The 15752-nt window shown below is 41.3% G+C and carries 8 protein-coding genes; 5 read left to right on the top strand and 3 right to left on the bottom strand.

Translation table 11 applies throughout. The features are described 5' to 3' along the window. Positions 1-1305: calcium-binding protein (locus tag BV372_RS36670; RefSeq protein WP_086689325.1), on the bottom strand; the 1305-nt coding region annotated here is incomplete at its 3' end. 210 nt (positions 1306-1515) lie between these two features. Here BV372_RS36670 and BV372_RS25665 point away from each other — a divergent pair. The 3 genes from BV372_RS25665 (at position 1516) to BV372_RS25655 (ending at position 9220) form a co-directional block, all read left to right on the top strand. After that, positions 1516-5097 (top strand): NB-ARC domain-containing protein, encoded by a 3582-nt coding sequence (locus BV372_RS25665; protein WP_086689324.1) that lies wholly within the window; start codon positions 1516-1518, stop codon positions 5095-5097. A gap of 252 nt (positions 5098-5349) precedes the next feature. Beyond that, the gene (locus BV372_RS25660; protein WP_086689323.1) at positions 5350-7662 is read left to right on the top strand and encodes a carotenoid oxygenase family protein; all 2313 of its coding nucleotides are present in this window, start codon (positions 5350-5352) and stop codon (positions 7660-7662) included. Between the two features lie 70 nt (positions 7663-7732). Continuing rightward, positions 7733-9220 (top strand): carotenoid oxygenase family protein, encoded by a 1488-nt coding sequence (locus BV372_RS25655; RefSeq protein ID WP_086689322.1) that lies wholly within the window; start codon positions 7733-7735, stop codon positions 9218-9220. A 5-nt stretch (positions 9221-9225) separates the two neighbouring features. On the opposite strand, the gene BV372_RS25650 is transcribed toward BV372_RS25655, so the two are convergent. Both BV372_RS25650 and BV372_RS25645 read right to left on the bottom strand, forming a co-directional pair. Then, on the bottom strand, positions 9226-9546 hold the full coding sequence (locus BV372_RS25650; protein ID WP_086689321.1) for a hypothetical protein: 321 nt from the start codon (positions 9544-9546) through the stop codon (positions 9226-9228). 101 nt (positions 9547-9647) lie between these two features. Further along, positions 9648-13229, bottom strand: a complete 3582-nt coding sequence (locus tag BV372_RS25645; protein WP_086689320.1) for an NB-ARC domain-containing protein — start codon at positions 13227-13229, stop codon at positions 9648-9650. A gap of 440 nt (positions 13230-13669) precedes the next feature. Between BV372_RS25645 and BV372_RS25640 the strand changes: the two genes are divergently transcribed. Then, on the top strand, positions 13670-14953 hold the full coding sequence (locus BV372_RS25640) for a condensation domain-containing protein (protein WP_086689319.1): 1284 nt from the start codon (positions 13670-13672) through the stop codon (positions 14951-14953). A 7-nt stretch (positions 14954-14960) separates the two neighbouring features. Beyond that, positions 14961-15752: EthD domain-containing protein (locus BV372_RS25635; RefSeq protein ID WP_179198232.1), on the top strand; the 792-nt coding region annotated here is incomplete at its 3' end.

The following is a 15752-nucleotide window of genomic DNA, read 5'->3' as shown; positions in this document are numbered from 1 at the left end:
ATTAGTAAGAATATTATCTTCTAATTGATTGTCTTCATCTACTGAGAAACTATCCTCAACAGCTACAGGTGGATCGTTAACAGCGATATATCCTATATTTTCAATATAGCCAATCCCAGGACTACCGTCTTCATTGTAGAAGTATAAAATACTTAGATCTTGATCTACATTAATAACGCCATCTTTGTTTAAATCAATGACTAATGTAGTTCCATCTCTTTGACTACCAATTAATTCTGCTTGTAGTTTGTTATTAAGTATTTGTACTTCCGTTTGGTAGTTCTCTTTAGCGAAAAAATAGTCGCCGTCTTGTGTCGGGTTCTCTTGAAAAGCTTCTTGATAAATTACGAGAGTATCATCTCCTCCTCCATCAACTAAACCTAATGGATTTTGATGGTTACCCCAATCGTTAATAATCGTACCAGCGCTATTAGAACCCAGTGAAATGCGGTAGATATCATCACCTCCGCCACCAGCTAGGGTGTCCTTTCCGCCTCCACCATCTATGACATCATTGCCACCATTTCCAGCAACAATATCATTTCCATCACCACCATAAAGAGCATCATGGTTTATTCCACCTCCAATGGTGTCATTACCTCCTCTTCCATAGACCAAGTCAGTACCAGTATTAACCAGAATCAAATTATCTTGAGATGTGCCTAAAACCTTATGATTCCTGCCATTTAAGACGTTAACATAGTCATTTCCCTGACCTCGCGCAGCAATATCAACCACGAAATAGGATACTGCTTGTTCCAGCTCAACTAAATTTCCATCAAGATTGACTGTTGCTGAGTCGTCCTCTACTCTTAGCACCTGTAGCTGGCTTTCATTTAGTGTCTCTCCACGTACAAAAGCCGCAAAAATATCCCCTTCATCACCAGGTGCATCAGTGGTATTAATTTGGGTATCAACCCAATGACCAAATTCTTCCAGTAAAACACGAGCGATCGCTCCTACATCTCCCTGATTATTTATGATAAATTCCTGTGATAGATAAATCTTATTCGTAGCAGCCGCAAAAGCTCCATTAGCCCCATTGATATCTGCTGCATCTCGAATTTCTATCTCAGGAAAATCACTGAAATCATTTGCTGACCACGCCGTTCTCAATGAGTCAACATTAGCACCCTCGCCAAAAGCGATCGCCATCTTTTGACCAAAATCAGGCTCACTGGTAAAAGTTTGTAAGTTTTCCTGTGCTAAAAATAAAGCTTGTTCTACGGGAATTAACTGTGTCGGGTCAAGAATTAAAGAAGACTTTACAATTAATTTGTTACCAAGGCTATTTGCATTTTTCATATTCGGCTGCTTTGTTGGGTGGGAAGATAATTGGCTCAGATTCTTCGGCTGAAACTTTCCCTCGGCAAATTATACTATTGAAATTACAGTTGAAAGGTCAGAAAAGGTCAGGAGAAAGTCGGATCTTGTTAGTAAATTTACGTAAACTTATTAAAATAGCAAAAACTATAGTGCGAATATCATAGTTAACCAAGTATTTTTACGTGCTGAATGACAATTGAAGAAGCGATCGCACTAGTCGAGCAAGTATTGAAACGGGGACGCTTAACAAAAGTTCAAGATATTGTCTTTCGTCAGTCTTGGGAAGGACGAACATACTTAGACATGGCTGTAGAGTCAGATTACGACCCTGGTCACATCAAAGATGTTGGTTCCGAACTATGGCGATCGCTCTCTCAAGCTTTAGGTGAAAAAGTTACCAAGAATAACCTGCACGGAGTATTAAAACGAAGCGTACAACAGCAAAATAATACAACCGCCTCCTCGGCTCTCAATCAACAACCCTCCAATTCCCATGCAGACTGGGGAGATGCTCCTGATGTACCAGTGTTCTTTGGTCGCACAGAAGAACTAGAGCTATTGGAGAATTGGATTATTCGCGATCGCACTCGATGTGTGGCAATTGTGGGAATGCGTGGTATTGGCAAAACTCATCTTTCTCTGAAACTTGGATTGGGTGGGATTGGCAAAACAGACTTATCACTTCAGTTAGCCAAGGGTATCCAAGATGAGTTTGAGTTTGTGATTTGGCGATCGCTTCTCAATGCTCCTCCCCTGTCTGACTTACTTGCCGATTTAATTAAAGTACTTTCCAGGCAGCAGCAGATAACACTACCAGACACAATTAGCCAACGCATTTCTTTGTTGCTCCAATATCTGAGAACCCACCGATGTCTCCTAATCCTAGATAACGCTGAAACGCTTCTACAAGCCGGAGATCCCATCGGTCGGTATCTAGCTGACTATGAAGATTATGGACAGTTAATTAAACAAATTGGGGAAGTCCCTCATCAAAGTTGCTTACTGCTCACAAGCCGCGAAAAACCCCAAGAACTCATTTTAATGGATGGGCCAACTCGTCCAGTGCGCTCTCTGATGTTACAGGGGTTGGATATTGAAGCTGGAAAACAGATTATTGCAGAGCTTGGCGATTTTACAGCTAGTGAAGACGACTGGCGGGAGTTAATTCAGCTTTATAATGGCAATCCTTTAGCACTGCAACTAGTTGGCAAACACATCCTAGAAGTATTTTTTGGCAGTATTGCCGATTTTTTAAAAGAAGGTAAACCAGTATTTCACGACTTGCAAGAACTTTTATCTTGGCACTTCCAAAGGCTCCCCGCAGCTTGCTGTGAGGTGCTGTACTGGTTAGCAATCAATCGGGAGCCAGTGACCTTAGCTCAGTTACGGGAAGATTTGATGTTATCAACTGCTAAAGCCGCACTACCTGCAACTTTGGGAGTACTGCAACGCAAGCTTCCCCTAGAGCGTACAGGCGATCGCTTTACGCTTCAACCTGTCTTGATGGAATACGTTACCGATCAATTAGTAGCTTTCACCTATAAGGAAATCGTCAATCAAGACCATGAACTTTTGAGAAATTATGCCCTAATTAAAGCCCAGAGTAAAGACTATCTCAGACAAGCACAAATTCGTCTCATCCTGAGTCCAGTTATTGATAGTTTGATGTTAGCTCTGGGTAGTTGCAACCAAATTCAGGTTCAATTGCAGCAAGTTCTCAAAAGATTGAAACAAGAGGCTTTAACCCATTCTGGATATGCAGCTGGCAATATCCTGAATCTTCTGAGACAAATTCAAGCGAATTTCAGTAAATTTGATTTTTCTCATCTCACTATTTGTCAAGCATATTTACAAGATGTCAATTTACAAGATGTCAATTTTTCTCACTGCTATTTTTCCAAATCTACTTTCACTCAATCTTTCAGTGGGGTAATTTCAATTGCTTTCAGTCCTGATGGTAAAACCCTAGCAAGTGGTAATGCCAATTGTGAAATTCATTTATGGCAAGTTGCAGATCAGCAACGTCTTTTAACCTTGCGCGGACATAGCAATTGGGTACGCAGGATTGCCTTTAGCCCTAATGGACAGTTACTTGCTAGTGCTAGCGAAGATTCAACAATTAAAGTATGGCAGCTAGAGTCCGGTCGATGTTTGCATACCTTAGACGAGCATACAGGCAGTGTGTATGCAGTTGCTTTTAGCCCGGATGGTTCAATGCTCGCTAGTGTCAGTAGTGACCTAAGCATTAGGATTTGGCAAGTATCAGAAGGCTGTTGTCTAAAAATTCTGCATGGACACAACGCTAGTGTGACATCTGTTCATTTTAGTCCCGATGGTAAACGATTGGTCAGCAGTGGCTTTGACAAGCTGATCAAAATTTGGGATGTTGAGACTGGAGAATGCCTTTATACAATTACGGATCATGAAAACTGGGTTGGAGCAGCTCACTTCAGTCCAAATGGAAAGTTGTTAGTTAGTGCAAGCTGTGATAGCACGGTGAGAATTTGGAGTGCTGAAAATTATCAGTGTTTAAGAATTCTTCAAGGTCACACCGGATGGGTATGGAGAGCAATGTGGAGTACGGACAATCGGCTAGTTGCCAGTTGTGGTGCAGACCAAACCATCCGTATTTGGGATGTGGAGACTGGAGAATGCCTTCACACTCTCAAAGGTCACAATCATCAAATCTGGGGTATAGCCTTTAATCCAGACAACCAAACTCTTGCCAGTGCCAGTGAGGACCAAACTATTAGACTATGGCAAGTTAGTAACGGCAAGTGTATTGCTTGCATCCACGGATATACTAACTGGGTTAAGTCCGTAACTTTTAGTCCCAATGCTCAAATGCTAGCCAGCGGACACAAAGATAATACCTTGAGAATTTGGGACACGAAAAGCGGTGAATGTCTGCACGAGTTTAAAGCGTACTCTCAAGGTTTACCAGCCGTGGTTTTTCACCCAAATTTGGAAATAGTTGCGGGGGGTAGCCAAGATGCCACAATCAAACTTTGGGATCTCAAGAGTGGTAAATGCAGTTATACATTCATCGGGCATACAGATGAAGTTTGGTCTCTGGCATTTAGTCCTGATGGCAAGCTACTAGCTAGTAGCAGTTTCGACCATACCGTGAAAATATGGGATCTCAGCCTTGGTGAATGTCGGCTAACTTTACATGAACATACAGACCGAGTAGCGGCGGTAGCTTTTAGCCCTCAAGGAGGGATTTTAGCCAGTGGGAGTGATGACAGTACCATCAGGCTTTGGGATGTGCAAGAAAACCGATGTATCAAATTATTAAAAGGACACTCAGGTAGAGTAGGAGCGATCGCATTTAGTCCTGATGGTAGCTTACTTGCTAGCCCCAGTCTCGATCAAACAGTCAAAATCTGGGATGTCACTACAGGCGAGTGTTTGCAGACATTGAAAGGACATACTAGCTGGGTAATGGCTGTTAGCTTTAGTCCAGATAGTCAAAAGATTGCTAGCGCCTCCTGCGACCAAACTGTGAAAATTTGGAATATTGAGAAAGGAAGTTGTCTCAATACTCTCTGTGGTCACTCAAATTGGGTATGGTCAGTCAGTTTCTCTCAAGATGGCTTAATCCTGGCTAGTGCTAGTGAGGATGAAACAATTAGACTATGGGATATGCAATCGGGAAATGGTCTTCGGATACTGAAAGCCAAAAGACCATACGAACGAATGAAAATTACAGGTGCTAGTGGTTTGACTCAGGCTCAGTTAGCAATGTTAAAAGAACTGGGTGCAGTCTAGTTTTGTGCTGTATGGCTATATTCTTTAGAGTTCCTTAATAAAGTTATAAAGTCCTGTATGCTAATTTACATTAATCAGGTTTGCAAATATTAAAACTATTTTTCTTCTTCACGCTAGCAATGTTAAAGTTCCTCAAGTATTATGGGGATTTAATTTGCTGAATATTCTTATTGCAATAAAAAATAGAATTATTCTTTTTACCTTAGTAAATTAATTAAAGATTTAATTTATTTTTTTGATAGAGACATTTAGATGAATAAAAATTTTAGTTCAACTCCACAATCTTCTAAGAGTTTTCATATTCCGAAATCTGTCATTAAAACCAGCCGTCATGAGGGCTGTTGGCATCTGGAAATTCGTAAACAAGAAAAAAAAGATGGACAAAATGAAATTATTCCCCTAGCCGAGCTACAATTAGCCGAATTACCACCAGGTTTGCATGGCTATGCTTTCATAGTTGGGGCTTTGTTTCAGTCTGAAAAGAAACCTCAAGAAGATGGAACTCAACTTTATACAGGCGATGGGATGGTGTATCGTTTGGGCTTTGAAGATGGCAAAGCAATACTCAAAACCAGAATCGCTAAAACTCCTTGCTACTATGCAGATCCTGCTACGCAGTTCTATCTAGGAGATTATGCGATAGAACCTATACCATTTACCCCTTTTAAAAACAAAATACTTTCAAAGTTTGTTAAAAAATATAAGTGTTTCTCCTACTTCTCAGCCTTCCGTAATGGTGGACCTAGTCGTTATAGTATTGTTTTGGGATCGAGGAATCAATTAAATACAGCTTTTTTAAAGACTAGAGATCATCTTTTATTAACAATGGATGCGGGTCGCGCCTACCAACTTGATCCAGACAGTATGGAACTATTAGAATCAGTAGGTTCCACTGAAGAATGGTGCGGCATTTTTCCGGTTATTTCTAGGCTTACATGGATTAATATTTTTGAGACTTACATTAGTTCAGCCCATTATGTTACGGATTGCAATAGCTCAAATGGTAAGCAAGATGAGCTATTTACGACCAATTATTCAACAGGTTACAATGGCAAATTTAAAGAACCTGTCAACTGGGTATTAGATAGTAATTGGTTCCGCAAAGTAGTCAAATTATTCTACGCCTTGTTGCAAATAAAATTTAATCCCAAGCAGGAATTAGGACGTTTTACTCATTTAATTCGTTATAGATTTGCAGACGAGCAAAAAGGGTTACAGCCTACTATGGAGCGTTGGCGATTGGTACTGCCTGATGGTGAGCCAGTACTAGTTGACCAATCTCTTCATCAATTAGCAATAACCGAGAAATATATTATTCTTGCTGATATCGCTTTTAAAATGGAGTTTTCACAAATATTTACTCCTTTTCTGTTTGGATTTTTAAGATTGTGGAAATTTAATAGAACTTATTCAATAGGTAGTTGGATTTATGCCGTCTTTCTCCAGGCAATTAAGCCTCTTCCTTTTGCCAACTTATATATTGTGAATCGCGAACATTTAGATAGAGGAAATATAGGATATTCTATAGAAGATTTACCTGATAATCGAACAACAATCAAAGTTCAAAAGGTGACATTACCTAGAGAAATTTCGCATTTTACGGCTGACTATATTAATCCTGAAAATAAAAAAATTATACTTCACGTTGGTCATGTGAACGGTTGGGACGTTACAGAATGGATTACGCGTCATGATACGTCTGTCCCAGGAAAACCATTTCGTGAAGACTTAGAGGGAATGATGGTTGGTTCAACTGATTTAGGTTCTCTCGGGCGATATGTGGTTGATGGCGAAACAGGAAAAATAGAAAGTTGCAAAACTGTTCAAGATATTCAATCAACCTGGGCGCTATCTTTATATACTCATCGTGAACTCAACCGTGATTCACTAACAGAAACAACCCAAGAAGTTAAAAATATTTACTGGTTATCTCTAGGATTTACATGGGAACTGATACCTCAGCGTATCTATGATGCTTATAAAGCAGATCCACGTAGAGTTGTTCCGGTTGAACAATTACCAAAGGCAAAGGAAAATAAACCAATTACTCTATTGCGTTTAGATACACAGCAGATGGAAATTGTTGATTATTATCAATTCCCTTCTGGAACTTATGTCAGTTCAACGCAATTTATTCCCAGTTCTCTTCCCTGTCCTGAAGACATAGATGAGTCGATTCATGGCTTCATTGTGTGTGCGGTGATGTTAGACCCAGACCCTAGCCAATCTGACCGTGCTACAGATGAGTTTTGGATTTTCCATGCTGATGATTTAAAGAATAAACCAATTTATCGGCTGAGTGTTAGTTCAGATTCAAACCAGAAACCTTTGAATCTTGCCATGACAATACACTCCACTTGGCTACCTAATATTCGTCAGCAGCACTGTTCAGCAGAGGAACGCCGTCACAAACGAGAAGAATCAGTAAAAAAAGATTATCAACATTTGATTGAGAAGAAATGCAAAGCAGTTCAAGAATTGTTTAATGACATAGTTTTTCCTGAATTTACTAAGCAGACTTTAGAGGATAAATTTGAGGAATTTTTGTTACCTAAAGACGAGTAAAAAACAAGATCCCCGACTTCTTGAAGAAGTCGGGGATCTGAGTCTATCGATTTTCACAAAGTATTGAATAATGAATAAACAGACAAACTCAGTACAAACAGATTTTTCTTCAAAACAACCTAGACCTTACACTTTTGAAGATTGGAAGGGAGGGGCGCGTTCTCTTCAGCAAGAGTTTGACTACTTAATTGATGATATTGAGGGAGAAATTCCACCAGAACTGAATGGTACGTTATTTCGCAATGGCCCTGGATTGCTAGATGTGAATGGTCAGCAACTCCATCATCCTTGGGATGGAGATGGTATGATTTGCGCCATTACTTTTTTCCAAGGACAAGCCCATTTTCGTAATCGATTTATCGAAACTGAGGGTTATCTGGCAGAACGCACTGCTAAACGTATGCTTTACCGAGGCGTATTTGGCACACAAAAACCAGGTGGTTGGTTAGCTAATGCCTTTGATTTGCGGCTAAAAAATATTGCCAATACGCAAGTAATATATTGGGGAGAAAAGCTGCTGACTCTGTGGGAAGCCGCAACTCCTTACCGCCTCAACCCAAGAACTCTAGAGACTTTAGGGATTGAAACTTTTGATGGTTTGCTTCGTAAAGGGTCTCCTATTGCTGCTCATCCGAAGATTGATCTAGGTAACTCCGCTCAAGCTTCCCGTTTGGTTGCGTTTGCTATTAATGCTGGTCTAATATCGAAAATTCATACTTATGAACTGGATATCACTGGAACTGTAGTTCAACATTTGACACATCGAGTTCCAGGCTTTCTCTTTATCCATGACTTTGCAATTACTCCTAACTATTGCCTGTTTTTTCAGCCTCCGGTATCCTTCAATCCCTTTCCCTACGTTTTCGGCTTCCGAGGCCCAGCAGAGTGTATTCAACTTCAAGCAAATCGACCTACGCGAGTCTGGATAATTCCTCGCCGCAAAGGAGAAGCTATGCAAGTTTTAGAAACTGATTCTTGCTTTGTTTTTCATCACAGCAATGCCTTTGAACAAGGAGATGAGATAATTGTAGACTCCGTTTGCTATCAAGACTATGTTGGTCTTGACCACAAGCGTGGTTATCCAGATAATACTGACTTTGAGCAATTACCTCCTGGTCAACTGTGGCGGTTTCACCTGAATTTAAGTCAGAAAACTGCTAGGCGGGAGCTAATTGATCCTCGGTGTGTAGAATTTCCCCAAGTCTCTCCTGAACGAATTGGACAACCCCATCGCTGGATTTTTTTAGGTGCTGCTCATCAAGCTGGGGGCAATGCGCCTCTGCAAGCCATACTGAAAATCAACCCAGAATCGGGACAGCAAGAGTTTTGGAGTGCGGCTCCCAGGGGTTTTGTGGGAGAACCTGTTTTTGTACCACGCCCTACACCCTTAGCAGAGGATGATGGTTGGGTTATCACTCTGGTGTATGATGCCGCCTACCACCGCACTGATGTTGTGATTTTGGATGGAAAATGTCTCAACCAAGGACCTATAGCTCGCCTGCACTTAAAGCATCACGTCCCTTATGGTTTGCATGGCACTTTTACACCAAATTTTTAATGGTTTCAAACTTGCCTCTTATGACTCCTTGGGAGTTGCAGGGTTAGCCTTATTGAGATACTAGGCGATCGCTTCCTCAACAACTCAACGTCCTGTCGCTCATCTGCCTGGGCAATCCCTAGGATATTTTGCTTGCTGCGAGCCAATGTGTCACGCTTGCCCAGACCGTGCCAGAAAGTTGTGTGGGATAGGTTACTAGAAAAGAATGCCACGAAGAAAAGATGAAACCCAAGTGCAAAGGCTGGGTGTAAGGGTATAAGGAGAAGGGGGTAGGTATCCAGGGCGATCGCAGATTTACAGCCGCCCTCAAAGTTAATAGAAGCCATCTTTTGTGCGATCGCCTACGGTACTGGTCTTCGTCCAATCGCTGTTAAGGTTGAATCTCTAACACTCGCTTTTGGCAAGCATTGGCTATTCATGGATGAGTCTATTGTTCAATCGCTCCTAAAGCTTTCAAAGTTGCTTTTTGGGCTGCGGTTAAACCTGTAACACTAGTAATATTCATCTCTTGGTAGGGTAGGTCAGCCTTGAGGGTTTTCAAACATTCACCCCTCTTCCAATCCCAAATTTTAATAGTATCATCAGCACTACCACTAGCAACGATTTGTCCATTGGTATTGAAAGCAACACAACGGATCTGATTTGTGTGACCGTGTAAGGTTACAAGGCATTGACCCGAATTAACATTCCATAGTTTGATTGTGCGGTCAGTACTGCAACTGACAAGTGTTTGATTGTCTGGGCTAAACTTGACTTGAAAAACTTGGTTGGTATGCTCTTGTAGAGTTTTCAAACATTGACCTGTGTTAGCATCCCACAGTTTAATGCTGTGGTCAGCACTGCTACTAGCCAAAGTTTGCCCATCAGGACTGAAAGCTACTGACCAGACCCAGTTAGTATGCCCTTGCAAAACTTTCAGACATTTACCATCATGGATGTCCCACAGTCTGATAGTTTTATCAAAGCTACTACTAGCAAGAGTTTGTCCATTGGGGCTAAAAGCGGTTGACCATACGAAACTTGTATGTTCCTGCAAAGTATTAATGCATCTACCGTCATCAATACTCCATATTTTAATAGTTGTGTCAAAACTACCACTGGCAAGAATCTGTTCAACAGGGCTGAAAGCAACTCCTGACACCCAACTTGTATGCCCCTTTAAAGTTTTGAGACATTCACTCGTATCTAAAGCCCAGATGCGAATGGTGCGATCGCAACTGCTACTAGCAAGGGTTTGCCCATCCAGACTAAAGGCAACAGATGTCACCCAACTTGTGTGCCCTTGTAAAGTTTTGAGACATTCACCTGTGTTGATATCCCAGAGCCTTAAAGAATCGGTACTGCCACTAGCAAGGATTTGCTGATCGGGACTAAAGGCAACTGACCAAATCTGATTTGCATATCCTTGAAATGTTCTTAAAGCTTGGTGACTATGCAAATCCCACAGTTTCACAGTGCGATCTTCGCTACCACTCGCCAGGATTTGCCCATTGGGGTGGAAAGCAACTGACCACACCATGCTGTTGTGTCCCTGCAGAATTTTTGGACATTGACCCGTGTCAGTATCCCAGAGTCTAACAGTTGAATCTCCACTGCCACTCGCCAGGAGTTGCCCATTGGGGTGAAAGGCGACTGACCACACCATGCTGTTGTGTCCCTGTAAAGTTTTCAGGCATTGACCTGTGTTGATATCCCAGAGCCTAACAGTTTGATCGTGGCTACCACTGGCAAGCATTTTACCATCAGGGTGAAAGGCGATCGCCCATACCGGACTGGTGTGCCCTGGCAAAACTCTCAAAAGTTCTCCTGTGCTGACTTGCCAAAGTCTGATAGTTTGGTCGTCACTAGCACTAGCAATTGTTTGACCATCAGGGCTAAAGGCAACTGTGCGTACTTGATGGTTATGTCCGCAGAGAATTTTCAAACATTGACCTGTGTTTACATCCCATAACCTCACTGTTAAATCGGCACTACCACTTGCAACTGTCTGACCATCAGGGCTAAAGGTAACTGACGATACCATGCCAGTATGACCATGTAAAATTTTTAAGCTCTCACCTGTGCTGACATCCCAAAGCCTAAGAGTTTGGTCTTCGCTGGCGCTAGCGATTGTTTGCCCATCAGGACTAAAACTAACTGACCAAATCCAAGCTTGATGTTCTTTGAGAGTTAAAAGTGGTTGGCTGATTTCTACTGTAAGTCCCTTGCTGCCAAGAATTTGCCAGAGGTTAATTTGCCCTGTACCATCTGCGATCGCTAAAATTTCCCCATTCGGGCTAAATGCTACACTTGTAGCAACGCTAAAAGCTTGAGTAAAAGTAGACTTAGCTATATCAGAGCGGGCAAAGCTGACTCGATGTAAATCTATTCCTTGGAGATCGGCGTGCCAAATTGTTAAATCAGAAAAATCAGAGTTTGTTAAATCCATTTGCAAATAACGGCAAAGATTGATCAGATTTCCGCCACCGTAACCAGATAGTCTGTTTTCTGGCTGTCGCAGTAACTCTGTAATTGCTTGAATTTGCTGCTTGAGGATGAAATTTGAGCTAAATACTCTCTTAAATAGTTCAACAACGGGTTGCAAAATCACTCGAACTTGACTTGAGCGCACGTAATCTTTAGCTGTTGTCTTAATTAAGGCATGGCTGAGGAATAATGAGAGCTTTTTTGTGAGTAATTCGTTAGCAATCTGCTCAATCAATCGGTCAGTAACGTATTCCATGACTACAGGTTGTTGAGTGTAGCTACTAGATTTCTTCTCTAGAAGCGATCGCCTACTTAAAGACTCCAAGCCCTCCAAAATACTTCTTTTAGACACAGCCCCAACAATGTCTGCTTCTAATTCGGCGATCGTTGTCCACTCTCGATTAATTGCTAACCAATACATAATGGTTTGCTCTAACGGTGATAGTCGCTCAAACTGTTGATCCAACAGACGCCGAATGCCGTTAAAAATAATTGTGTCTTGTTTTTGAAATTCGCTGATGTCACCATCAAATAACTCTTGAATCGAGGTTGCAACTATCTTGGTGGCTAGAGGACTGTTACCGTAGCGATCGCACAATGTCTGCTTTTGTGCTTCATTCCCCACCAATCTCTTTGCTTGCAATAAAGACTGTGCTACTTCCTGTGAACCTTCTAATTTTAGCGATCGCACTGCCAGTTCTGCTCCTTCTAAGGTGGCAATTTCGCCTGGCTTTTCTCGACTGGTCAATATTAAACAACTCTGGTGTTTAGTCTCTCCTACCAGGCGCAGCAGTTCACCATACCCCTCATACCCTGACTGATATTGTCCAGCTTGCTGTGCATCCAAAATCGTTTCCATATTGTCTAAAATCACCAGACAACGCTGACTACGCAAGTAATGAACCAATCGTCCTATATCTGCTTTTGTTTCCTGTTGCTGGGATAAAAACACTACTAATTCAGTTAACAAAGTTTCTAAAGGAGGTGCGTTACGTAGACTCCGCCAGATAATCAACTCGAACTCTGCTTGCAGAAGTTGAGCTAGCTTCACACTACAAGCACTCTTACCAATTCCACCCATACCTAACAGTGCAACCAATCGACATTGGTCTTGCACAATCCACTGTTTGAGGGTTGCAAGTTCACTTTGGCGACCATAGAAAAATGAAACATCAACCGCTTCACCCCAATCTTGATGCGATTTAGGTAAGTCTTGAGTTTTTAGTTCTGAGTTTGCAGTCCCAGAGTTGGAATCACAACTTTTTTCCATCTGTTGTTGTAACTGCAATCTTCGCTCTAATGCTGCTTGCAAGTTATTTTTACTGACTTCCTCTCCCAGTGCTTCTGATAGCACCTTCCAAAGCTTGGGCCCAGCATCACGCCTGACATAACTTTCAGAATAACCAGAACTTTGGGCAATCTCTTCATAAGTCTGCTTTTGAAGCGAACCAACAATAATCGACGTTTCGACATCACTTAGATATCTACCAAAACGCTCAAATAACGCAGCATTTACAACAGAGACCTTTAGTTCCAGGCTCATCTTTTTACGTTTCACTCTTACTTAGTAATCATACCTGACTTTTCCAGACATCTTTAAACTTGTGAAGTTTTAAGTAATGCTCTAGTAAATTTGAAGGTTTGAAAAAATGACGTGATTTTAGTACTCAAGCATTATTTTATATTTTTAAAATAATGTCTGACATTAACTGACTTTTCCATGTTTCTAATTCCAGACAACTACTGTAACGACACTTACAGATAAAGGAAATATATTTATAAATATCAAGGTTATCAATACTCAGTAAAACAAGAATTGAATAATTTACAACTTTAGTAGCTAGTTAAATCACTAGTGATTTTAAATAAAAAGTCTTTGGTTTTGAGTCAAGCAGACACACTCTAGGGCTTTTATTAACATCTTAAAAGCAAATTTAACTGAGTCTAATAATTACTTAACTTACATATGGAGTTTATTTACTTATGCATCGCCCTCTAAGTACAGGAGAACACAGTTTTTGGTTATATGACCAGGTGGCACCATTTCATTTTGTAGTCACTGCACAGATAACTGGAGAATTTAGTATTAGTCAATTAGAACAGGCACTTGTTGCTCTTCAGCAACGGCATCCATTACTAAGAGTGTGCATTGTTACTGATGCATCTGGACAACCTTGGTTTAAAGAAGATGTGGCTAAAATTCCTTTGCGGGTTGTACAAAGAATCAGAGAGCAAGATTGGGTCAAAGAAGTTGAAAAAGAACTTACTCAACCATTTGATTGGAGTCAAGCACCTTTGCTACGGGTGGTACTTGTCCATTCTCCTGAGGTTTCAGAAATAATTGTTACCACTCAACACTCGATTTCAGATGGGTTGTCATCTGTTTACCTGCTGCGAGATATTTTGCAAGCTGTTGGTACACCTGATAGTGAAATGCAAATTTTACCACTGCGTCCTGGTTATGAAGAGTTAATTCTGGAGAAGGCTGCGAAAAGCCCCAGTCTGCCAAGTCCAGAAAACAGTAATAATGAATCGTCGCCATCTACTGTTAACGATTCTACGAGTCCAAAGGCAGAGATATTGCCCGAAGATCAAACTGTTCGCTTACTAACTTGGTCACTATCGTCAGAAGAAACTGCCTTGCTTATTTCTCGGTGTCGTCAAGAGCAAACTTCTGTCCATGCTGCTATTTGTGCGGCTTTTCTACTGGCCGTTTCTCAAAATAGCGGTCAACAGTACAATCTCAAGTGTCTATCGCCTATTGATATCCGCCGCCACCTCGCACCTTTGATTGTAGAGGATTGTGGCTATTATGCTTCGGTGGGACTGACGACACATGACATTACCCCTGATTTAACATTGTGGGATATTGCGCGATCGCTCAAATCTCAACTTCATGAGCAAATGGCACTCGATAAAATAGCCCAAAAAGTTACTGCAAGCCAAGCTTTCTTAGCTACGAATCCTAGTCCCAATCAAGTCAAGCAAGCCTTCGATGATGGGTATAGTCATGAGGTTTTAGTTTCTAATCTGGGGCGTTTAAATATTCCTCAACAGTTTGGCAATATCCAACTACAGGCAATTTATGGGCCTGCTATAGCAACACACCTGAAAAATGAGCGTTTCATCGGAGTTGCTACGGTAAGAAACCAGATGTTTTTCACCTGTACCTATTTATATCCAGAAACTTCACCAGCAGAAGCAGTACAACTTCAGCAAGCAGCAATGCAGCAGATCAATTACTGTAAGGTGGCCGTCAATAATTGATCAAAAGATGGCAGTTGATATTGTCAACCAAAATCACAAAGGCCCCAGTAATCCTTTTACAGCACATGTGAATATAGCTCTCACACAGGGAGCTACTTACGAGGAAATCACAGAAATTCTTTTGTTCATCTGCGTTTATACGGGATTCAATCAAGCCCCAGGCTGCTTCGGTATCCTTAATGAAATTTTTGAAGTAAAAAAAAAAGCAATGACAACAGCAATCAGAAGAATCGATTACTCAACCCGCGATCAAAAAGGCAAGGTAGCTTTTTACTTGTGTTTGTGGAAACGCAAAGGTATTTCCCTAGAACTTTTCAATAACTATTGGAAAAACGTGCATGGCCCTGTCTGTGCCCGTCTTCCAGGACAGTATCAATATTGGCAGTTTCACCTGGCTCAAAATGAAGCTGGCATTTGGCCAACAACTGTCGGCGTAGATTACACCTGTACTGAAGAAGAACGATTTCCGGCAATTGCCGAATTAACCTTTGAGTCAGAAGCTGAACGCGATATCTGGTTCAAATCTGCCGCCATTCTCATGGATGATGAACGTAATATATTCAGCAAAGCAATTGGTTACATAACTAATTCTGGCAATTCCAAAACCTATATTGATAGCATCCCTTCAGGAGATCCCAACGGAAAATTGGGTGTGGTTAAATTCCACGTCATGGTGAAGAAGTCTCATGCTGTGAGTGTGGAAGCTTTTCGTAGATACATGACAGACATTTTTGCCCCAGCTGTGATCCAGAGCAATTCTGTCTTGAAGTTCCGACTGCATTTATTAGAGGAAGTAGAT

Origin of the sequence: Nostoc sp. T09 (genome assembly GCF_002154695.1) — a bacterium.
In the GTDB taxonomy this organism is placed as follows: Bacteria; Cyanobacteriota; Cyanobacteriia; order Cyanobacteriales; family Nostocaceae; genus Aulosira.
Note: the sequence above shows the minus strand (reverse complement) of the source record. Positions and strands in the feature narration are given on the sequence as shown.